Origin of the sequence: Halorubrum sp. BV1 (assembly GCF_000746205.1) — an archaeon.
Lineage (GTDB): Archaea > Halobacteriota > Halobacteria > Halobacteriales > Haloferacaceae > Halorubrum.
Genome location: NZ_JQKV01000001.1, coordinates 897207 through 918387 on the forward strand (window position 1 = coordinate 897207; position 21181 = coordinate 918387).

Below are 21181 nucleotides of genomic sequence, written 5' to 3' on the forward strand. Positions count from 1 at the left end.
ACGATAAACGATGACAGCACGCAATCGGCGGTACGAGACAGGGGTACAGCGACGGCGTTCTCGACGGAACGGGAGTGATGCGCGATGACGGGAGCGTCGCGCCGGAAACGAGCACAGGCAGTGCTGTTCTCGGCGATTATGGTACTGTCCATGGTCGCTGTCGGTGTTGGTGGATTAGCCGGGGGTGTAGCAGCAGACAGCACTACCTACGTTGTTGGTTCTGGGGAAAATGCAGACTACGATACTATTCAGGGCGCAATTGATGGAGATGCATCCCAAGACGACATAATTCTCGTTGAAGATGGTGAGTATGACCCATTTGAATCAAATATAGAGAATGTAACGATCACTGCCGCAGATGGTGCATCACCTAACATCACGGCTTCTGAGAGTCAACTTGACGATGCGACGGACCCGATCGTTTACCTCGGTGGGAACGATGTGACTTTCTCAGACATCGACGTAGAAGGCCCTAGCCGCGGTACTGGCGTTGGTGTTCGAATTGGAACAAGCGCTGCTATCGATGCCAGCAATGCAGAGGTTTCTGGCGTGGATGTGTCGAACGTGTTGACCGGAATTCAGGCTGGCTCAAACGCTGAAGACAGCTTGATTGACAGTAATGACATCTCAAATGCGGTTGTCGGTATCAGCATTATTGGTGACGCTGCAACCGTCTCTGGAAATACAATATCAGATGTCGATTCCACCGGTGATGTCCCCAGTGAGGGGATTGGAATCGCTGGCACTGACCATACCATAGAGGCTAATGAGATATCAGCAGCAAGTGGTGTAGTTGAGGTTCGTGTCTACAATGATGAGCTGCCAACAGTAAACGGCGAAAGTCAAAACGAAACCGCAGTGGCAAACGCGATACTAGAGGCAGAAGGGGTAGATTCTGTTGAATTTGATTCTTCTGAGAATTTATACGATGGATCTATTACTGTCGGTGACGCGTCGTACGCAACGCTCCAGCAGGCCCAAGACGCTGCCAGTGAAGGAGACACTGTAGAGGTAAACCCCGGTACCTATGAGGAGTCTGTCACGATCGACACTCCCGGTCTGACGCTTGAAGGCCCGTACGCTGATACCCCGGGACATGACAGCACACGTGGCGAGAACGAAGCGATAATCGAAGGACAGATTCGCTTCGATGATGCTGCGGATGTAACGGTGACCGGGTTTACTGTTGACGAGCCAGAGGGTGGCTTCGCCGGGACAAAGCACGGTATCGAACTGAACAGCGCACCTGGCGTCGAAATTAGAAACAACATTGTCCGCAAAAACGAGGAATCAGGATTCGGTATTGGGACCAACAATGGTCTCGCTGGTGACGCTACTATCGCGGGCAATTACGTCGAAAATGGCACTGTCGCTGGCGTTGCAGTTCTGTCTGAGAACTCACTTATCGAGGGGGATAGTATCAACATAGATATCATCAATAACAAAGCAGAGAATCCGGCGACAGAAGGTATCTACGTCTTCGAGCAAACTGGATCTGAGTTCTCGGTTCCTGTTGATCTCACTATCGAAGGAAACAGTGTCCAAGATGCGGGTGCATATGATATCAAGCTCGGAAGCAGTAGAAGTGAGTCTCTGAGCGGATTCAGCAGCATCAACGGCATCGGCACTGGGTCGGAGAACGCTCCCGAGGACACCGGAGACAGTATTTTAGAAAGCAACGCTGGGGTCAATTCGGTTGAATATGCTCTGAATGACGTTTCCGAAGTGTTCACCGTGGAGACACTGACCGTTTCTAGTGGTGAATCGATTCAGGAAGCTGTTGATACAGCCACAGAACTGGACATCGGCACCATCGAGATTGAATCAGGTACCTACAACCAGAACGTAACGATCAACGCGCCGAACGTCACCATCGACGGCCACGGTTCGGCAGTCATCGACGGGCGCATTGACATCCCCGTCGACGAGGTTACTGTCACAAACCTCACGGTTCAGAACGGAGCCCGAGCAGGCTCCGAAGCTGAGGGCATCTTCATAGGAAACGCAGACGGCTTCGACAACTTAGACGGCGACGTTACGCTGCGCAACGTGGTCGTCGAGGACGTGCACGGGCACGGCACCGGAAGCACCGTTGAAGGAGTCCACGTCAAGTACTATGACGACGGTGACGAGATAGACGGGATCACGTTCGACAACCTCACCGTCCGAAACGTCACGCAGACCGCAGAAGGTGCAGACGGGGTGAAACTTCAAGCCAAGGTCGATGACGTTTCGATAACCAACTCGACGTTCAGCGACATCGAAGGTGCTTGGGCGTACGGTGTCGTGTCGACGCCGTCCAGCCTCGAAGAGGACGTGCCCGAAGACGTGACGCTCCGCCGGAACACGATCGAGAACGTCACCGCGACGGAATATGACGGTGTCGGGCTCGGCATCGACGGAGGTAACGGAAATGGCTACGCGGACGCGAGCGATGTCAGAGCCACGCAGAACGACTTCCTCAACAACGATGTCGATATCCTGAACAAGGAACCCGACGGAGGTCCGATGTTCGCACCGCTGAACTACTTCGGCGAAGACGGGCCTACTGTCACCGGTAATGTCGTCTACGATCCCGTCTTGACGACGTCCGAGGAGAACGTTGCGGCTGATTCGGCGCGGAACATCACCGAGTACGGTTCCGTTCTCGATCTACAGTCCGACGGATCGCGTGCACTTGCCGTCGGCTTCTCGGCTCGGCCGGACGAGCCCGTCGGAGAGATCTTCGGCGAGATGGATATCACCGGCAACGCGTTCGTGTACGACAACGAGGCCGGTGAATACCAAGATGCCAGCGGAGACTACGTGCCGAGCGTTGGCGAAGTGGTCGTGCTCACCAGCGAGGGTGCGATAGACGAGACGGTGACCGTCCCGGTTGAAACAGACATCGACAACGAGGCCGCGACGCCCGAGTCTGTCTCACTCAGTAACGGCTGGAACCTAGTGGCGACCGGCGGCACCGTCGGCTTCGATTCGAGCACGCTCGACATCGCCGGTGCCGAAGTGCAAAACGACCTGCAGCTACAGGCCCAGCCGAGCCAGCCCGGACTCGCTGAAGGAGAAGAACTCCCGCCGAGTGAGGCGTACACCGGTGCATTCGAAGGAACGTGGCTCTTCGTCGACGACGAACCGGACTCCGACGCGCAACTGGCAACCGGATATGCAGAAGATCAGTCGGCCGAAGAGTATATTTTCGAAGTGGTCTATCCGAACGATCCTCAAGCAGAGTACCCGCCGGTGCCGATAGATCCGAGGTACCCGCCGGAGTTCGCCTACCCGCCAGAACTCATTTACGAGAATCCAGACGCGATTCTCGCAGAAGAGAACACTGACGAATAGACCAATGCACGGACAACGCATCGCAGCGGTGCTGGTCGCGGTCCTCATGGTCACTTCCATGGTGGCCGTTCCGGGGGCCGTGACAGCCCAAGACGAAGACGAGCCGGATGCCGCGGAGCCGGCGTCCTACTACGGGACCGTCGACGTTGACGGTGCCCCTGCACCGCCGGGGACCGTGATCGAGGCGGTCGCGCACGCGCCCGGTGCGGACCCGACCGCCGGTGACGGCGACGTCCGCGATTCGGTCACGGTCGGCGAGGACGCGCTTGGTGAGTTCGGCGGACCTGACCTGTTCGACGAAAAGCTCGTCGTCGATCGAACCACCGACGACCCCGACGACCTGCGGGTGAGCTTCCTCGTCGACGGTCAACTGGCGCGCACGATCGAGTGGCGCGCCGGCGACGTCCGCGAACTCGACCTCGCCGCCACCGACGAGCCGACGCCCGTGTTCGACGTGTCGATCGACGATATCTCGCCAGACACCGGCGACGCGATCGTCGCCGGACAGTCGTTCACGGTGACGGCGACGGTCGAGAACATCGGCACCGCGAGCGGCGAGGAGACGGTCGACCTCCTCGTCGGCGGTGAGGAGACGGACGAGACGACCGTCGACCTCGATCCGACCGAGAACGAGACGGTGGAGTTCACGGTCGAAACCGACGATGGCGACGCGCCCGGAACCGAGGTCACCGTGGCGACCGCCGACCGGAGCGCGAGCCAGACCGTCGTGATCGAGCGACCGGACCCGCCGGCGTTCGACCTGACGGAGTTCGAGATCACGGACGGCGAGAGTCAGATCGACGAGGCCGCACAGGGCGACGAGGTGACGCTCAACGCGACCGTCGAGAACGTCGGCGAGCGCAACGGAAGCGTCACCGTCGACTTCGCGCTCGGCGACGAGGACGTCACGGTCGTCGACGAGTCCGCGGAGGTGTCGGTCGACGCGAGCGCCGACGAGGGGACCAGCAGCGGAACGGTCTCGGTTACCGCGACGATCGAGGACGCGCCGCGGGCGGGCGTGCACACGCTCGACGCGAGCGCGTCGATCCCGGAGGACGCCGCCGGCAGCGAAAGCACGGCGACGCGAGAAGCGACGCTCGACGTCGACTACGAGAGCATTCAGTCCGGCGTCGACGCGGCGGTCGATGGAGACGACACGGTGGCCGTCGCCTCGCCCGACGGCGACGCGTTCACCGAGAACGTCGACGTCACCGAAGGCGTCACCGTGGAAGCCGCTACCGATGGTATTTCGGTCGAGCCGGCTCCCGACGCCGATTCGGTGTTCACGCTGCAGTCCGACGCGACCGTCTCCGGACTGACGGTGTCAGAGAGTGGGAGCGACGATCCGGACACCGCGATCGCGGTCGCTGGTGACGGCGCGGCGGTCGAAGGCGTGACCGTCGACGGATTCACCACTGGCGTCGACGTCGGCGGATCGAACGCCGCGGTCCGCCGGAGTGCGTTCGCCGGCCAGACCACGAGCGTCGACGTCGGTTCGGACGCGACCGGCGCGGCGGTCGAGTACAACGAGTTCACCGTCGACGGCGCGGACACCGTCGTCGACATCGACGCGGCCGGCGTGCAGGTCACGGGGAACGCCCTCGAACCGGATTCGGGGACCGCTGAGGTCGGGATCGCGCTCAACGAGGGCGCTCGGGCGAACGTCCGAGAGAACACGATCCTGACGCGGACTGACGACGCCGACGCCGACACCGCGGGTATCGAACTCAACACCAGCGCGGACTTCGGCGCGAGCCTGGCCGTACGGAACAACTTCAACGGCTCGGGCACGGAGTTCACCGGCGACAACGGCGTCGACATCCGTGTCGTCGGGAACCAGAGTAACGTCGGAGGAAAAACGTTCGACGCGACGCGGAACTGGGCCGGCGGAGATCCGCCGACTGCAGCGGCGGCCGGAAACACCCAGCAGGTGCAGGCTCCGATCTTCGCGTCGGGAGCCGCACAGATCGCTCCGCTGCAGATAGAGACGCAAGCCGTCTCTAGTGTCGACACGAGCAATCAGCTCGACGATCCGGTCGAGCCGGCCAACGTCTCCGTCGGCATCGATTCACCGGCTGCCGACTTCGAGGCCGTCGCCGGCGAGACGCTGACGGTCGACGCGACAGTCGCGAACAACGGTGAAGCCAGCGGACAGCAGACGATCGCACTCGAAGACGGCACGGGAGCCACGCTGGACGAGACGACGCTCGAACTCGACGGGGGGACAAGCGACGCGGTGTCGCTGTCGTACACGCCCGAATCGGCGACGAGCGACCTGGCGCTCAACGTCTCCAGCGAGGATGACGACGCGCAGGTCACGGGAAGCGTGATCGCTCCCGCCGAGTTCGGGGTGTCCGGACTCGACGCGCCGGACCGGGTGCAGTCCGGGAACACCGTCGACGTGTCGGCGACCGTCGAGAACGTCGGCGACGCGTCCGGAAGCGACGAGATAGAGCTTCGCTTCGGCGACGACGTGACCGGAACCGAGGGAGACGACTACGCGGTGCTCGACACGAGCGGAACCGGCACCCTCGACGGTGGAGCGAGTGCCCCCGTGGAGTTCACTGGCGTCCAACTCGCCGAGGACGGCGTCTCCGAGATCGGCGTCGCGAGCGGCGACACGGTCGTCAGACAGGCGATCGTCGTCGAGCCCGCGGCGGCGTTCTTCGACGTCTCGCTCGATGCCGGAGAATCGGACACCACGGTGACCGCCGGCGAAACGGCGACCGTCACCGCGGTCGTCGAGAACGTCGGCGGACAGGAGGCCGCACAGCTCGTCGAAGTCCTCGTCGACGGTGCGGAAGACGCCGACTCGACCGCTGTGCGAGAGCTCGCAGACGGAGGCACGGCTGCCATTCCGGTGTCGGTCGACACGGGAGCAAACGCCACCGGAACGATCGAGGTGGTCGTCTCGACCGACGACGACGAGGTCACGCAGTCGGTCACGATCGAACAGCCGCCTGAGACCGGTGACGGCACTGACGGGGACGACGACGGCACCGACGACACCGGCCCCGTCTCCTCCGGCGGAGGGGGCGGTGGCGGCGGAATCGGGTTCGGTGCGGACCCGGTCGACTCGCTCGAACTCGACGCGGTCGAGACCGAGACGGAGACGCCCTCGGCCGACTTCGAGGCGAACCAGCGGGTCGCGACGTTCGGGTCGGTCCAAAACGTCGAGTCCATCGCCTTCGACGCGACGGACCAGGTCGGTGAGGTCGCGGTCTCGGACGTCGACCCCGCGTCGGCGGACGTGAACCCGCCGGGCGCGGCCGTCACGGTCCAGGAGATATCGGTCCCCGACGACGCGACCGACCGATCGGCGACGATCGAGTTCGACGTCTCGGCGGACCGCCTCGACGCGATCGGAGCCGAGCCGAGCGAACTCACCGCGGTCCGGCTGAACGAGGGGGAGTGGGAGACCCTCGATACGACGGTCACCGCGGAGACCGCGGACGGCGTGACGCTCGAAGCCGAAACCCCCGGATTCTCCGTGTTCGCGGTGAACGCGGTGAGCGAGCCGGAAGCGGCCGCGACGGTCGACCCCGGCACGGTGACCGTCGGTGAGGAAGTCACGCTCGACGGGAGTGAGTCGACCGACGAGTACGGTGAGATCGTCGCGTACGACTGGTCGGTCGCCGGCGAGTCGCTCTCCGGCGAGACCGCGACCGCGACGATCGACGAGACGGGCGAGTACACGATCGAACTCACCGTCACCAACGACGCCGGCGAGACCGACACCGCCACCGCCGACCTCGCCGTCGACCCCGGCACAGACGCCGGCGACGGCACGGACGGGGGAACGGACGAGGGAGAACCGACCGAGGAACCGGCCGGCCTCGGTCTCCCGGCGATCGGCGGAGTGATCGCCCTCGTGATCGTCGCCGCGGCCGCGGTCGCGGTGCGTCGCCGACGGCGGTCGAACGACAAGAACCCGTTCCGCTGAGGACGAAACCGATCGGTTTTCGGGTTGTTTGCTGCGGCGAGTTCCGCGTCGACGTTTAACTGACGTCCGAGTCGATCGCTGGGTCGATAGCTCCAGCACCGACGACGGCTATCATCGAAGCCGCAATTCGGACGGATACGCGGCCGTATCGGTTGGTGAGAGAATCACTGCGACCGCAGAAATCAGCCGGGATAATTTGCGACGAACAGCTAAACCGGTCGCGCGCGTCTCTCCTCATGTGACAGTGACGGATGGCGGGGGACCGGCATACGAGGGGACGAAGACCGGAGGATCCGGGTCGACGACTCGCGCTGGAACGACTCGCGTCGTCGCCGATGCGGCCGCGCTGCTCGTCGTTCCCGCCGTGTTGCTCGCGGTGTTCACACTGCCCGAGTCGACGAAGCGAGCGGCCGCGTTCTCGTACACCGAGCCGACGTTTCTCACGGCGTTCACCGCCCACTACGTCCACCTGACGGTGCCACACCTCGTCGGGAACGTGGTCGGATTCGCGTTGTTGGCGTCCGTCGCGTACGGACTGAGCCTGCTGGCCGGACGGCGGCGGCTCTTCTTTGCCGCGGCGACCACGTTCCTCCTCGCGTTTCCGTTCGTCCTCTCCGGGCTGAACCTCGCGGTCCCGCGGAACGCGATCGGGTACGGCTTTTCGGGCGTCAACATGGCCTTTTTCGGCTACATCGCCGTCATCCTCCCGGTCGCAGTCGACGAGGGGTTCGGCGTCGCGTGGCGTCGGTATGCGCCCGGAGTGTTCTTCGTCTCGATCGCGTACATCGCCCTCATCGCGCTGCCCCTGTCCGTCGTCTCCGCCGGAGTCGGAGTCGCGAGTATCGTGTTCGCGCTGCCGTACGGCCGCGAGGCGGTCCGCGACCGAGCCGAGACGCGGGAGCGAGCCGCCGCCCGTGACCGCGCGGGAGCGCGGGGAGACGGTCGCAGCGACGGCGACGGTCGCAGCGACGGAGACGACCGTAGCGACGGAAGCGAGCCGCCGCGAGTGACGGTTCGGCGGATACTCTCTCGGCCGGGATACGGCGAACTGCTCGCCGTCGCCGTCGTCGTGCTCCTCGCGTACCCGTTCATCGGGTTCCCGACCGTCTCGACCACCGGACCACGGGTCAACGTGTACGTCCACTTCCTCGGTTACGCGCTGGCGTTCATCGTGGTTCACGTCTCGCTGCTCGCGGATCGGGACGCGACGACGTGGCGCGACCTGTCGGGCGCGCCGTGACCGGTCGAGGGTCGGCGGCGGCTCGCGAGCGGGAGTCAGAGACGCCGGTCGAACGGTAGACCTTTGCCGCCTCCCGTGTGACCGGGGATATGGTCTCGTTGGGACTGGTAGTGGCGCGGTTCAACGACTCCGTGACGGAGCCGATGGCCGAGGCGGCCCGCGAGGCGGCGGCCGAACGCGACGCGGTCGTCGTCGACGAGCTGTCGGTGCCGGGCGCGTACGACAGCCCGCTGGCCGCCGACCGGCTCGCTCGCCGCGACGACGTCGACGCGGTCGCCGTCGTCGGAGCCATCGTCACCGGCGACACCGACCACGACCGCGTCATCGCGAACGCGACCGCCGAGACGCTCACGCAGGTGAGCCTCGACCGCGACACACCGGTCACGTTCGGCGTGAGCGGCCCGGGGATGTCCGGCGCGGAAGCGCGCGAGCGGATAGACAAGGGCGCGGACGCGGCCGACGCCGCGATCGACCTCGCGACAGAACTCGACTGACAGACCGACTCCGACACACACGACAATGACTGACGCATACGACTTCTCGGACCGAATCGAACGCGTAGCACCCAGCGCGACGCTGGCGATATCGAACCTCGCCGCCGAAAAGGAGGCCGAAGGGGCCGACATCGTCGATCTGTCCGTCGGCGAGCCCGACTTCGACACGCCAGAGAACATCGTCGAAGCGGGCAAAGACGCCCTCGACGCCGGCCACACCGGCTACACCTCCTCGAACGGGATTCCCCCGCTCAAAGAGGCGATAGCTGAGAAGCTCCGCGGGACCGGAATCGACGCCGATGCCGACGAGGTCATCGTCACGCCGGGCGGCAAGCAGGCGCTCTACGAGACGTTCCAGACGCTTATCGACGAGGGCGACGAGGTCGTCCTCCTCGATCCGGCGTGGGTCTCCTACGAGGCGATGACGAAGCTCGCGGGCGGCGACCTCTCCCGCGTCGATCTGGCCCCGCACGGGTTCCAGTTGGAGCCCGCGCTCGACGAACTCGCCGAGACGGTCTCGGACGACACCGAGCTGCTCGTGGTCAACTCCCCGTCGAACCCCACCGGTGCCGTCTTCTCCGAGACGGCCTTGGAGGGCGTCCGCGACCTCGCCGTCGAACACGACATCGCGGTGATCTCCGATGAGATCTACGAGCGGATCATTTACGACGCAGAGCACGTCTCGCTCGCGAGCCTCGACGGCATGGCCGATCGCACGATCACGGTCAACGGCTTTTCGAAGGCGTACTCGATGACCGGCTGGCGGCTCGGCTACATCCACGCGAAGGGCGACTTCGTCGGCGAGGCCGGCAAGCTCCACTCGCACTCCGTCTCGTGTGCGGTCAATTTCGTCCAGCACGCCGGCGTGGAGGCCTTAGAGAACACTGACGAGGCCGTCGCGGAGATGCGGGAGGCGTTCGCCGACCGGCGCGACCTGCTCGTCGACTTATTCGACAAACACGGGGTCGACGTCGACGTCGGCGACGGCGCGTTCTACATGATGCTCCCCGTCGACGACAGCGAGGTGCAAGGCACCTCGGACGCGAGCGGCGACGCGTCGCGAGCAGACGATCAGGCGTGGTGTGAAGCGGCGATCGAGGAGGCCTCGGTCGCGTGCGTCCCGGGCAGCGCGTTCAACGCGCCCGGCTACGCGCGAATCTCCTACGCCGCCAGCGCGGAGCGGCTCCGCGAGGCGGTCGACCGGCTCGTCGCGAACGACCTGTTGTAAGGTCGACGGGCCGCCACCGAGACGCTGACCGAGACGACGGCGGTTTCTCATTCTAATACCCCGTTCCGAGCGCCTTGTTCCCGGCCAGCACCGCGAGCGCGACCACGAACAGCCCGGAGAGCAGCGCGAAGGAGACGCCCCAGCCGAACAGGTCCGCCGTCAGTCCGACGCCGAAGGATCCGGTCGAGCCGACGACCGTGTAAACGGTGCGGACGAGCCCGAACCCCGCGCCCCGCTCCGTGTCGCTCAGCGCGTCCATGAACCGCGGGTCGATCGCCGAGAAGAAACTGGAGCCGAGGCCGGCACCGACGACGCCGAGCGCGACGCCGGAGACACCGGGGACGGCGACGAATCCGGCGGCCCCGACCGCGCCGGCACCGACCGCGATCCCGATTCCGGTGTCGCGGCCGAACCGGTCTGCCACCCTCCCGGTGGCGACCTGTGCGATCGTCCGGACGACGAAGAACGCGGAGAAGATCGCGGCGGCGGTCCCGGGCTGGAAGTCGCGGAACGCGACGAGAAACGTCGGAAGGAACGACATGATCCCCTGGACGACGTACGTGCCGACCATCGCGACGAAAAGCGGGAGCAGTATCGCGGGCCGCGAGAGCAGTTCGACGAGCGGGGCGAGCCGGAGCCGGTCGCGCATCGGTTGGTCGGGCCGACGGGGCTCGGTCGGGCGGACGCCGCGGACGAACAGCGCGAAGACGGGCACGCCGACGACCGCCGCGAGCGCCACCGCCGGCCGCCAGCCGTACCTGACGCCGACCCACGCGGCGGCGACGGGCGCGGTCAGCCCGGCGAGCGGCCCGCCGACGGAGTGGAGCCCGACGGCGGTGCCGAGCTCGTCGAACGTCCGCGAGAGCAGCGTCGTCGCGACCGCGTAGTGGAGGCCGGCGGCGAGGCCGAGGAGGACCGCCACGAGCACGAAGGCGGGGAACACCGGCGCGAACGCGAGGAGGGCGCTCATCGCCGCCGAGCCGCCGACCGCGACGAGGATCACCCGACGCTCGCCGAACCGGTCCGCGAGGATGCCGCTCGGGAACTGCGAGACGCCGTAGGCGAGCCACATGCCTGACAGCGCCGCTCCGATGGCGGTGTTCGATATCGCGAAGTCGTCGACGATGAAGGGGACGACCGGACTTATCGCCAGTCGGGCGAAGTACGTCACGAAGAAGGCGAGCATACAGAGCGCCAACACGGTGTGGCGGTACTGCCAGTTCATAGACCTCTCCGCCCCGTCGGATCACCGCATCGTTCGCGGACGCCGACGACACGTCGCCTACCCCGATGCATGCACCCGCCTTTCCGATGCGGTGAAATGTACCCTCCGATACCGGCCGGCCCCGCACCGCGCGTCGACGGTCGAGTCGTGCGGCGTTCCGAAACCCTTACTCCCGGTCCGGGACACCTCGACGTATGAGCGATACGTCCGAGTCGACGGACGACGCGGCCGAGGAGACGCCCGCCGAGGGCGACGACGCCGCCGCGGCCGTCGACGCCGACGAGGTCCGTCACGTCGCGGAACTGGCCCGCGTGCGTCTGGACGACGAGGAGGTCGCGGCGTTCACAGACCAGTTCGGCGACATTCTCGACTCCTTCGAGGCTCTCGACGAGGTCCCCGAGACCGACCGCGAGGAGGACCTGATAAACGTGATGCGCGACGACGAGATCGAGGAGGGGCTCACCCAAGAGGAGGCGCTGGCGAACGCCGCGGAGACGGAAGACGGCTTCTTCGTCGGGCCGAAGGTGTCGTGATGGCGGACGACTACAACGCCTTCATCACCGAGGCGACGATCGACGGCGACGCGGACGCAGAGGGGCCGCTCGCGGACGCGACCGTCGCCGTCAAAGACAACATCTCGACCGCCGGAATCAGGACGACCTGCGGCTCCGAGATGCTCGCCGACTACGTCCCGCCGTACTCCGCGACGGTGGTCGAGCGGCTGACGGACGCGGGCGCGACGGTCGTCGGCAAGACGAACATGGACGAGTTCGGGATGGGGACGACGACGGAGACCTCCGCGTTCGGCCCCACGCGAAACCCCGCCGATCCCGAGCGCGTCCCGGGCGGCTCCTCCGGAGGGTCCGCGGCGGCGGTCGCGGCGGGTGAGGCGGACGTGGCGCTCGGCTCTGACACCGGTGGCTCCGTGCGCTGTCCTGCCGCCTTCTGCGGCGTCGTCGGGATCAAGCCCACCTACGGGCTGGTCTCGCGGTACGGGCTGGTCGCGTACGCGAACTCGCTCGAACAGATCGGTCCGATCGCGGGCACGGTCGAAGAGGCCGCCGCCGCGCTCGACGTCATCGCCGGCCCGGACCCCAACGACGGGACGACGCGGGACCTGAGCGAGGTCGACGGCGCTGACGCCGACGCCGGCTACGCCGCGGCCGCCGACGGCGACGTCGACGGGCTCACGATCGGGATCCCGACGGAGCTGTTCGACGGCGCTGACGAACGCGTCGTCGAGACGGTCGAGGCCGCGATCGCGGACCTGGAGGCGCGGGGCGCGGAGACGACGGAGATCTCGCTGCCCTCGGTCGAGCACGCGGTGCAGGCGTACTACGTGATCGCGATGGCGGAGGCCTCCTCGAACCTGGCGCGGTTCGACGGCGTCCGGTACGGCCACCGGAGCGAGAGCGACGGGAACTGGAACGAGTCGTTCGCGGAGACCCGCGAGGCGTTCGGTCCGGAGGTCAAACGCCGCATCCTGCTCGGGACGTACGCGCTTTCGGCGGGCTATCACGACAAGTACTACGAGAAGGCCCAAGACGCCCGCGCGTGGGTCCGACAGGACTTCGACGAGGCTTTCGAGGACGTCGACGTGATCGCCTCGCCGACGATGCCGGTACTCCCCTTCGAGCTTGGCGAGAGCCTCGATGATCCACTCCGGATGTACCTCGCGGACGCGAACACGACGCCCGTCAACCTCGCGAACCTCCCCGCGATCTCGGTGCCCGCGGGCGAGGCGGACGGGCTCCCGGTCGGACTCCAGCTCGTCGGGCGGAAGTTCGGCGAAGAGACGGTGATACGTGCGGCGAGCGCGGTCGAGGAGCGATGAGTCTCACCGACGAGGAGCGGAGCCGGCTCGCCGACGTGGTCCGGCTGCAGCCGACGAAGAACGGCGAGCTACAGGAGGCGTGGGCACTCGAGAGCGGCAGCGAGGTCCACCAGTATCTGGAGAACCACCTCAAGGAGTACTACTACCGCGACGACGACAGCCTGATCCGGTCGACGGCCGAGGCGAACGACCTCGTCGACGTCGAACCGGGTATCGAGGCCGACGCGGTCGCGAAGGGCGGCGTCCCGGAAACGATCCGCGTCCCCGAACTGGAGGCGCAGGTGTTCGAGGTGGTCGCCGGTCCCGAGGAGCGCTCGCAGTCCGTCGTCGCCGTGCTCGACGCCGTCCGCGACGCGTTCGACATCGATCCGGACGTCGACGCGGTGCGGCGCGCGCTCCGCAGCCTCGAACGCAAGAACGTGGTCGAGGTCGTCTACCGGACGGTCCCGACGTTCAAACTCGCCGTGGAGCGCGACGCGGTCACGGTCGAGGTCGCGGAGTGAGCCGGCCGGTGCGGGTACCGACGCCGACTCGCACCGCGGTATAAGTACCGGCCGGCCGAACAGGGAAGCAATGAGCCGGAACGACGAGGTCGCCGACCGCCTCGACGAGTTCGCCGACTTACTCGAAGCGACCGGCGTGGAGTACAAGCCGACGGCGTACCGGCGCGCGGCCGAAAACGTGCGCGACCACCCCACGGCTGTCGACTCACTCGCGGCCGACGGCGAGGACGCGGTCGCGGAGATAGACCGCGTTGGCGACGCCATCGCGGCGAAGATCGTGGAGTACGTCGAGACCGGGTCGATAGAAGAGTTAGAGGAGCGTCGCGAGGAGCTTCCGGTCGATATGGCGGCGCTGACCGCCGTCGAGGGCGTCGGCCCGAAGACGGTCGGGTCGCTGTACGAGGCGCTCGGGGTCACGACGCTCGATGAACTCGAAGCGGCGGCGGAGGCGGGCGAGATTCGAGAGGTGTCGGGATTCGGCGCGACGACGGAACAGAACATCCTCGACAACATCCCGTTCGCGCGCGAGTCGCGCGAACGCACTCGTCTGGGGGACGCTCGCCCCGTCGCCGACGCGGCGCTGTCGTACCTCGACGCGCTCGACGCGGTCGCGGCCGCCGAGGTATGCGGCTCGATCCGTCGCTGGAAGGCGACGATCGGCGATATCGACCTGCTCGTCGCGAGCGACGCGCGCGAGCCGATAATCGAGGCGTTCACCGCGTGGCCCGACGCCGACGCGACGATCGAGGCCGGCACCGGGAAGGCGAGCGTCCGCGCGGACGACACCCGCGTCGACCTCCGGATCGTCGACTCCGACGAGTTCGGCGCGGCGCTGCAGTACTTCACCGGGTCGCGAGCGCACAACGTCTCGCTCCGGAACCGAGCGATCGAGCGCGGACTGAAGCTTAACGAGTACGGCCTGTTCGACGTGAGCGACGTGGCTGAGAGTGACGCGGACGGGGAGAGCAGAGACGACGACGCCGGAGGCGACCCAGCCGAGGCGACCGCCACCCGCGTCGGGGAGCGCGTCGCGGGCGCGACCGAAGACGGCGTCTACGAGGCGCTCGGTCTGGACCCGATACCGCCCGAACTCCGCGAGGACACCGGCGAGGTCGCGGCCGCCGCCGAGGAGGAGCTTCCGGACCTCGTCGCGCCCGGTGATATCCGCGGCGACCTCCACACGCACACCGACTGGTCAGACGGCGGATTCACGATCAAGGAGATGATAACGGCCGCCGCAGAGCGGGGGTACGACTACCACGTCGTCACCGACCACGCGACCGGCCCCGGGATGGTCGGCGGCGTCGGGCTCGACGAGGATGAGATCGCCGAGCAGGCCGACGCACTCACCGAGGCCGCCGACGCGGTCGCGGAGGGGACGGGCGGGAACGAAATCGAGGTGCTTCACGGGATCGAGGCCAACATCGACGCCGACGGCGACCTCTCGACCGACGATGAGACGCTCGCCGCGCTCGATCTGGTCGTCGCCTCGCCGCACTCGGGGCTCAGCCAAGCCGCCGAACGCGCGACCGAGCGACTGGTTCGGGCCGTCGAACACCCGTACGTCGACGTGCTCGGCCATCCGACCGGTCGGCTGATCAACGAGCGGCCGGGGCTCGACCCGGACGTCGAGGCGGTCGCCGAGGCGGCCGCCGCGGCCGGCACCGCGATCGAGGTGAACGCGAACCCCGCCCGGCTCGACGCCGACGACGGGTTCGTACGTGCGGCGATGGAGGCGGGCGCGACGGTCGCCGTCAACACCGACGCGCACGCGCCCCGGGAGCTCGACAACGTCCGGTACGGCGTCCACACGGCTCGCCGCGGGTGGGCCGAGACCGCGGACGTGCTCAACGCGCGCTCGCTCGACGATCTGCTGGCGTTCCTCGACGCGTAGATGCCGCCGCAGCCGCCGACTCCCGCCGGCGAGGGGCCGCCGCGGGTCCTCCTCGACGCGATGTGCGGCTCGCTCGCGACGTACCTCCGGATGTGCGGCTACGACGCGGCGTACGCTCTCGATCGAGGCGTCGAAGCCGACGACCGGCTGCTGGCGCTCGCCGCGGACGAGGACCGGACACTCATCACCCGCGACCGCGACCTCGTCGCCCGCGCGAAACGGGACGGGAAAACGGAGGGCGGAGCGACAGATCAGGGCGCTGATGCGGTCCTCCTCACCGAGCGAGACGTGCTCGATCAGCTCCGCGAGCTGCGCGCCGCGGGGTTCCCCGTCGAACTCGCGGCCGAACCGACGCGCTGTGGGGCGTGCAACGGCCCCGTCGAGCGCGTCGATCGGAGAGTCGACGGCGACTCGACCGCCGGCCCGATCGCCCGTCCCGAATACGTTCCCGACGACGTCGGCGTCGACAGACCGGGGTGGCGCTGTCGAGACTGCGGCCGCTGGTTCTGGAAGGGGAGCCACTGGGCGGACGTGGCCGCTCGGCTCGACACACTCTGATCCTCCGCGCCGAGCGTAACGGGTTTGCCCGGCGACCGCCTACCCGACGGCAATGGAGCGAGAGCGGGCCGTCGACCGACTGGAGGCGCTCGTTGACCGCGTCGAGCGCGAGCCGATGCCCGTGCCCGTTCGCGAGATATGGGCGTTCGGGGACGTGGCGCTCGGGCTCGACCCGATAGAGCGGCTCGACGTCTACCTCACCAAGGACGTGATCATGGGCGGCGACGCCGAGGCGGCCGCCGACTTCGAGGCGGCGTACGGCGTCAAGGGGGTCGGAACCTCCGTCAGCGCCGAATGGGCCGAAGAGCACCCGGACCGCGTGCGCGCGAGCGACAACGGGTACGCGGCCCCCGAGAAGTGTCTCGCGGCCGAGCTCGTTGAGGATGACGAGCCGATCCACCTCGAAGTGTGTAACGCGAGCTTCGAGGACAACGTGCGCCAGCGGCTGAAGGGCGCACTGGCCCGCGACGCCTACGAGGACGTGCTCGACCCCCGCGGCGTCTGTCTGTGGGTCGACGGCACTCGGGACGCGGAGGCGTTCGATCGACTGCGGGCGGCGTCGTTCGCGATGCCGACGCTTTCCGACGCACTGGGTATGCTCGGCGCGGAGGAGGACGTCGCGACCGCGGCCGCGGAGACGCTCGCCGCGCGCCGCGCCGAACAGGAGGGGGCGTCGGTGCGCGGCGACATGGTGTGACGCGAGTTAGACGTGCGACGGGACGCAAGAAAGCGGACTCTCGATCGCGACCGATCAGGCGACGAGACCGTCTTCGGCCTCTAACAGCTCGTGGTACCGGTTCCGGATCGTGACCTCGCTGATGTCGGCGACGTCCGAGACGGCCGCCTGCGTCGTCTTCTCGTTGGTGAGCAGCGCGGCGGCGTAGACGGCGGCCGCGGCGAGACCGACCGGCGACTTCCCTGAGTGGACGCCCTTCTCTTTGGCGTTGCGCAGGAGGCTCTTCGCGCGCATCTCCGACTCCTCGCTCAGTTCGAGGTCCGAGGCGAACCGCGGGACGTACTGCTCGGGGTCTGCCGGCTTCACTTCGAGCTTGAGTTCACGCACGACGTAGCGGTACGTGCGGGCGATCTCGGCCTTCTCCACCCGGGAGACGTCCGCGATCTCGTCGAGCGATCGGGGGACGCCGGCCATTCGCGCGGCGGCGTACACACAGGAGGTGGAGACGCCTTCGATGGAGCGGCCGGGGAGCAGGTCCTCGTCGAGCGCACGGCGGTAGATGACCGACGCGGTCTCGCGGACGTTATCGGGGAGCCCCTGTGCCGAGGCCATCCGATCGATCTCGCCGAGCGCCTGTTTGAGATTGCGCTCTTTCGAGTCGCGCGTGCGGAACCGCTCGTTCCACTTGCGGAGCCGCTGCATCTTCTGGCGCTGGCGCGCGCCGAGCGAGCGCCCGTACGCGTCCTTGTCGCGCCAGTCGATGTTGGTGGAGAGCCCCTTGTCATGCATCGTGTTGGTGGTCGGTGCCCCGACGCGGCTCTTCTCGTCTTTCTCGCGGGAGTCGAACGCGCGCCACTCCGGCCCGCGGTCAACCGAATCGGCCTCGACGACGAGTCCGCAGTCGGCACAGACGCTCTCGCCGTGCTCCTCGTCGTTGATCACGTTGCCGTCGCACTCCGGACAGCTCAGCGTCTCGTCGGTGCGTTCCGATTCGTCTTCCGTCTCCGTTCGGGAGCGACTCCCCCGTGTGTGTAATCGTTCACTCATGGCGTAACCCTCTCCCGGTAACTGAACACTGCCCGAGAGCGATCTTGCCCAATAGACGGCGGAACCGAACTTAAAACGACCGGAACGTGTCGCCGAAAACCCGACGAAAGAACACGATCTATCAGGTGTTACCGGCGATCGCGGGGAAAACGATCCGGACCGAACGCACCGATCGAAACGCTTGGGCCGGTCGCGCTCGGACGCCGAGATATGACGTCACCCCGCGTCGTCTCGCTCGCGCCCAGCGCGACGGCGACCGTCTCGGCTCTGGGTGCCGCAGACCTGCTCGTCGGGGTCACCGCCCACTGCGATCCGCCCGGCGACTCCGGCGGGGCGCACGGCGGAGGCGGCCTGCCCGAACCCGTCGGCGGCTGGCTGAACCCCGACCTCGACCGCGTCGCCGCCCTCGATCCGGACGCGGTCCTCACGAGCGACGAGTTACAGGCCGATCTCGCCGCGGCGTGTCGCGACCGCGGACTCCCGGTATGTCACCGCGAGCCGGCCGACCTCGACGCGGTCGTCGAGACGTTCGCGGCCCGCGGCGACGACGTGGGGCGGTCGGTGGCCGGCGAGCGGCTCGCGTCCGCGGCCCGCGATCGACTCGATCGCGTCGCGGCGGCGGTCGCCGGCCGGCCCCGCCCGACCGTCTACTGTGAGGAGTGGTCTGACCCGCCGATGGCCGCCGGGAACTGGGTCCCCGACGCCGTCCGCGCCGCCGGCGGCAGGTACCCTTTCGTCGACGCCGGCGAGCGCTCGCGCGAGATAGGCCTTGACGCGGTCGCCGCGGCCGACCCGGATCACGTCATCGTCCACGTCTGCGGGCACGGCGATCGGATCGACCCCGCAACCGTCGACGACCGCGACTGGGCGGTGGACGCGCCGACCCACGTGATCGACGACTCGCTTTTGAACCAGCCGAGCCCGGCTCTGATCGACGGGATCGAGCGACTGGCGCGGGTGTTTCACCCCGCGGCGTTCCCGTCGTCCGACCGGGGCGAAGAGGGAGACGCGTGACCGCGTACCAGGTCGGCGTGGGCAGCGGCAATCCGGTGAAGCGGCGCGCCGTCGAACAGGTGCTCGACGCGGACGCGATCGAGTCGGTCCCCGTTCCGTCCGGAGTGAGCGAGCAGCCGGTCGGTCACGCCGAGACGATTGCGGGGGCGGAAAACCGGGCCGCGGCGGTCCTCGGGGAGGGAGCGTACGACATCGGCGTCGGCATCGAAGGCGGCGTGGCGCAGATAGACGGAGCTGACGGCCTGTTTCTCGTCATGTGGGCGGTTATCGACGACGGCGAACGCGTCGGACGAGGTGCCGGCCCGAGCCTCGCGCTCCCCGACCGGATCGCGACCCGGATCCAGGCCGGCGAAGAGCTCGGACCCGTGATGGACGACGTGCTCGATACCGACGGCGTGGCTCGCCGCGGCGGGGCCGCCGGTGCGCTCACTGACGGACGCGTCGACCGCGCCGACGCCCTCGCGACCGCCGTCGCCGGCGCGCTCGGTCCGTTCGTCTCGAAACTGTACTGACGGGCGACGCCGACCGCCGCCACCGTTCACAGATCGTACCAAACGGGCTTCTGGAGCGGTCCGGCGCGAGCGGTAAACCGGGAAAATCGCACGACAGAAGGGTGTTAACTCGCTCTACCAACCGCCTTATGTGACGAGCCGACGAGTGTCAGGTATGAGCACGGCATCCCCAGACGCGGCCGCCGTCGAGCCCACCGGCCTCTCGGCGAAACAGACGCGGATCCTGCGCTACCTTCGCGAGAACGCCGACGACCGGACGTACTTCAAATCGCGACTGATAGCCGACGACCTCGGCCTCTCGGCGAAGGAGGTCGGCGCGAACATGGGTCCCGTCGCGGACGCCGCCGCCGACATCGACGTCGAAAAGTGGGGATACTCCTCGGGAACGACGTGGATGGTCACGAACTGACTACGGGTCGTACGCGACGAGGTCTGCCGCGTCGTCCGCGAGCGCGACCGCGTCCGCGTCGAAGGAATCGGCGTACCTGACCACGAGCGTGAGCAGCCGCTCGGGTTCGGTGAGCGCGTACCCGTCGGTTCGATCGAGGAGGCCGGCGTCGTCGAGCGCGGCCGCGGTCGCGCTCACCGTCGGACGCGACACGTCGAGGGTCGAGGCCAGCTCCACGCCGGTCGCGTCCGGGTCACGCAACAGCGCGAGGACCAGCCCGCGTGCGGTCTCGCGTCGGAGGTAGCCGAGCGCTCGCTTGTCGAGGTCGTCGAAGCGTCCGGCCGGGAAGTACCGCCGGTAGTCGGCGTCTTTCGTCGACTCGATCTCGCCGGCGTCGGCCAGCGTCCGCAGGTGGTACTGCGCCTCGCCGGTACCCAGTTTCAGGTCGTCGCGGAGCTTCGAGAAGTGCGCGCCGGGCGTCGTCGGGACGTATCCGCGGATCGCCTCGCGGGTCGCGTTCGCGTCGCCCTCGTTGTTCCCGGCATCTGCGCTCGCCGTTCCGACGAACGGGGCGGCGGCTCCGATGGCGGCGAACCGCCGGAGCGTCTCTCGCTTCCGTCCGTCGAAGTCGTCCGTCACGGCGTTTGATACTCGTCGACACCGCAAAAACACTTCGTTCGGGGCGAACGGGCTCGAATCGCCCCCTTCGCGTCTCAGGATTCGGGCTCGCGTTCGACCTCGGCGTCCGCGTCCTCCTCGTCCATCTCTTGGATGACCTCGTCTGCCGACCGGATGTTCGCGCCCGCGTCGCCCGCCTTCACCGCCTCCGCCTCCTTCTCTAACTCCTCGACGTCCATCTCCGCGGACTCCTCGATCTGCCCGAGGATCTCGTCGATGTCGTCGAGCCCGAGCATGGTGCGGGTCTCCTCGTCGAACTCCTTGCCGTCGAGGCCCTCCATCTGTTGGACGTCGGAGCCGGAGAGGGCCTTGCCGTAGCGGCCCACCAGGCTGGTGAGTTCCTGCGGGAGGACGAACGTGGTGGACTCGCCTTTCCCGATCTCCTCTAGGGTCTCCATCCCGCGCTCGATGATGGCGCGTTCGCCCATCGACTCCGCGGAGCGAGCCCGGAGGACGGTCGATATCGCGTCACCCTGCGCTTCGAGGATCTGCGACTGCTTTTCGCCCTGCGCCCGGATGATGTTCGACTGCTTGTCACCCTCCGCCTGCTCGACCGCGGAGCGACGCTCTCCCTGCGCCTCCAAGATCATCGCGCGGCGGCGGCGCTC

General features: G+C 67.2%; 17 protein-coding genes and 1 pseudogene. 14 read left to right on the plus strand and 4 right to left on the minus strand.

Features of this window, described 5'->3' with window-relative positions:
• Positions 1-84: 84 nt before the first annotated feature.
• The 5 genes from EP28_RS14075 (at position 85) to EP28_RS04420 (ending at position 10244) form a co-directional block, all read left to right on the plus strand.
• Positions 85-3339, plus strand: a complete 3255-nt coding sequence (locus EP28_RS14075; protein ID WP_155118430.1) for a right-handed parallel beta-helix repeat-containing protein — start codon at positions 85-87, stop codon at positions 3337-3339.
• A 4-nt stretch (positions 3340-3343) separates the two neighbouring features.
• Entirely contained in the window at positions 3344-7282 is a 3939-nt protein-coding gene (locus EP28_RS14080) for a CARDB domain-containing protein (RefSeq protein WP_049982763.1), read from the plus strand.
• A 238-nt stretch (positions 7283-7520) separates the two neighbouring features.
• Positions 7521-8522: a hypothetical protein gene (locus EP28_RS04410; RefSeq protein ID WP_049982764.1), complete on the plus strand. Its 1002-nt coding sequence runs from the start codon at positions 7521-7523 to the stop codon at positions 8520-8522.
• Between the two features lie 89 nt (positions 8523-8611).
• Entirely contained in the window at positions 8612-9016 is a 405-nt protein-coding gene (gene ribH / locus EP28_RS04415) for a 6,7-dimethyl-8-ribityllumazine synthase (protein WP_049982765.1), read from the plus strand.
• Positions 9017-9041: 25 nt separating this feature from the next.
• Positions 9042-10244: a pyridoxal phosphate-dependent aminotransferase gene (locus tag EP28_RS04420; protein WP_049982766.1), complete on the plus strand. Its 1203-nt coding sequence runs from the start codon at positions 9042-9044 to the stop codon at positions 10242-10244.
• Between the two features lie 52 nt (positions 10245-10296).
• Here EP28_RS04420 and EP28_RS04425 read toward each other — a convergent pair whose 3' ends face one another.
• Positions 10297-11469: an MFS transporter gene (locus EP28_RS04425; RefSeq protein ID WP_049982767.1), complete on the minus strand. Its 1173-nt coding sequence runs from the start codon at positions 11467-11469 to the stop codon at positions 10297-10299.
• A 194-nt stretch (positions 11470-11663) separates the two neighbouring features.
• On the opposite strand from EP28_RS04425, the gene gatC reads away from it, so the two are divergent.
• The 6 genes from gatC to EP28_RS04455 all read left to right on the plus strand — a co-directional run bounded on the left by gatC (position 11664) and on the right by EP28_RS04455 (position 16955).
• The gene (gene gatC, locus EP28_RS04430) at positions 11664-12002 is read left to right on the plus strand and encodes an Asp-tRNA(Asn)/Glu-tRNA(Gln) amidotransferase subunit GatC (RefSeq protein WP_049982768.1); all 339 of its coding nucleotides are present in this window, start codon (positions 11664-11666) and stop codon (positions 12000-12002) included.
• Entirely contained in the window at positions 12002-13303 is a 1302-nt protein-coding gene (gene gatA / locus EP28_RS04435) for an Asp-tRNA(Asn)/Glu-tRNA(Gln) amidotransferase subunit GatA (RefSeq protein WP_049982769.1), read from the plus strand. Before gatC ends, gatA begins: the two co-directional genes overlap by 1 nt.
• Positions 13300-13806: a DUF5797 family protein gene (locus EP28_RS04440; protein ID WP_049982770.1), complete on the plus strand. Its 507-nt coding sequence runs from the start codon at positions 13300-13302 to the stop codon at positions 13804-13806. Before gatA ends, EP28_RS04440 begins: the two co-directional genes overlap by 4 nt.
• 70 nt (positions 13807-13876) lie before the next feature.
• Positions 13877-15700: a helix-hairpin-helix domain-containing protein gene (locus tag EP28_RS04445; RefSeq protein WP_049982771.1), complete on the plus strand. Its 1824-nt coding sequence runs from the start codon at positions 13877-13879 to the stop codon at positions 15698-15700.
• Positions 15701-16258 (plus strand): Mut7-C RNAse domain-containing protein, encoded by a 558-nt coding sequence (locus tag EP28_RS04450; RefSeq protein ID WP_049982772.1) that lies wholly within the window; start codon positions 15701-15703, stop codon positions 16256-16258. It abuts the gene before it with no gap.
• Between the two features lie 52 nt (positions 16259-16310).
• Positions 16311-16955, plus strand: a complete 645-nt coding sequence (locus tag EP28_RS04455) for a DUF7095 family protein (protein WP_049982773.1) — start codon at positions 16311-16313, stop codon at positions 16953-16955.
• A gap of 54 nt (positions 16956-17009) precedes the next feature.
• Here the strand turns inward: EP28_RS04455 and EP28_RS04460 are convergent, their stop codons facing one another.
• Entirely contained in the window at positions 17010-17981 is a 972-nt protein-coding gene (locus EP28_RS04460) for a transcription initiation factor IIB (protein ID WP_049982774.1), read from the minus strand.
• Positions 17982-18191: 210 nt separating this feature from the next.
• On the opposite strand from EP28_RS04460, the gene EP28_RS04465 reads away from it, so the two are divergent.
• From EP28_RS04465 to EP28_RS04475, 3 genes are all read left to right on the plus strand, one after another.
• Positions 18192-18995 (plus strand): helical backbone metal receptor, encoded by an 804-nt coding sequence (locus tag EP28_RS04465; RefSeq protein WP_049982775.1) that lies wholly within the window; start codon positions 18192-18194, stop codon positions 18993-18995.
• Positions 18992-19507 (plus strand): inosine/xanthosine triphosphatase, encoded by a 516-nt coding sequence (yjjX, locus tag EP28_RS04470; RefSeq protein WP_049982776.1) that lies wholly within the window; start codon positions 18992-18994, stop codon positions 19505-19507. The genes EP28_RS04465 and yjjX overlap by 4 nt, the downstream gene beginning before the upstream one ends.
• A gap of 154 nt (positions 19508-19661) precedes the next feature.
• Complete coding sequence (locus EP28_RS04475) at positions 19662-19916, plus strand: DUF7123 family protein (protein WP_049982777.1); 255 nt, start codon at positions 19662-19664, stop codon at positions 19914-19916.
• On the opposite strand, the gene EP28_RS04480 is transcribed toward EP28_RS04475, so the two are convergent.
• Both EP28_RS04480 and EP28_RS04485 read right to left on the minus strand, forming a co-directional pair.
• Positions 19917-20534: a winged helix-turn-helix transcriptional regulator gene (locus tag EP28_RS04480; protein WP_049982778.1), complete on the minus strand. Its 618-nt coding sequence runs from the start codon at positions 20532-20534 to the stop codon at positions 19917-19919. It lies immediately after the preceding gene.
• A 74-nt stretch (positions 20535-20608) separates the two neighbouring features.
• Positions 20609-21181, minus strand: a pseudogene (locus EP28_RS04485) (SPFH/Band 7/PHB domain protein); the annotation flags it as partial.

Coding starts and splice junctions, on each gene's coding strand:
- EP28_RS14075 (WP_155118430.1), top strand. CDS start 85: ATGACGGGAGCGTCGCGCCGGAAACGAGCACAGGCAGTGCTGTTCTCG.
- EP28_RS14080 (WP_049982763.1), top strand. CDS start 3,344: ATGCACGGACAACGCATCGCAGCGGTGCTGGTCGCGGTCCTCATGGTC.
- ribH (WP_049982765.1), top strand. CDS start 8,612: ATGGTCTCGTTGGGACTGGTAGTGGCGCGGTTCAACGACTCCGTGACG.
- EP28_RS04420 (WP_049982766.1), top strand. CDS start 9,042: ATGACTGACGCATACGACTTCTCGGACCGAATCGAACGCGTAGCACCC.
- EP28_RS04425 (WP_049982767.1), bottom strand. CDS start 11,469: ATGAACTGGCAGTACCGCCACACCGTGTTGGCGCTCTGTATGCTCGCC.
- gatC (WP_049982768.1), top strand. CDS start 11,664: ATGAGCGATACGTCCGAGTCGACGGACGACGCGGCCGAGGAGACGCCC.
- gatA (WP_049982769.1), top strand. CDS start 12,002: ATGGCGGACGACTACAACGCCTTCATCACCGAGGCGACGATCGACGGC.
- EP28_RS04440 (WP_049982770.1), top strand. CDS start 13,300: ATGAGTCTCACCGACGAGGAGCGGAGCCGGCTCGCCGACGTGGTCCGG.
- EP28_RS04445 (WP_049982771.1), top strand. CDS start 13,877: ATGAGCCGGAACGACGAGGTCGCCGACCGCCTCGACGAGTTCGCCGAC.
- EP28_RS04450 (WP_049982772.1), top strand. CDS start 15,701: ATGCCGCCGCAGCCGCCGACTCCCGCCGGCGAGGGGCCGCCGCGGGTC.
- EP28_RS04455 (WP_049982773.1), top strand. CDS start 16,311: ATGGAGCGAGAGCGGGCCGTCGACCGACTGGAGGCGCTCGTTGACCGC.
- EP28_RS04460 (WP_049982774.1), bottom strand. CDS start 17,981: ATGAGTGAACGATTACACACACGGGGGAGTCGCTCCCGAACGGAGACG.
- EP28_RS04465 (WP_049982775.1), top strand. CDS start 18,192: ATGACGTCACCCCGCGTCGTCTCGCTCGCGCCCAGCGCGACGGCGACC.
- EP28_RS04475 (WP_049982777.1), top strand. CDS start 19,662: ATGAGCACGGCATCCCCAGACGCGGCCGCCGTCGAGCCCACCGGCCTC.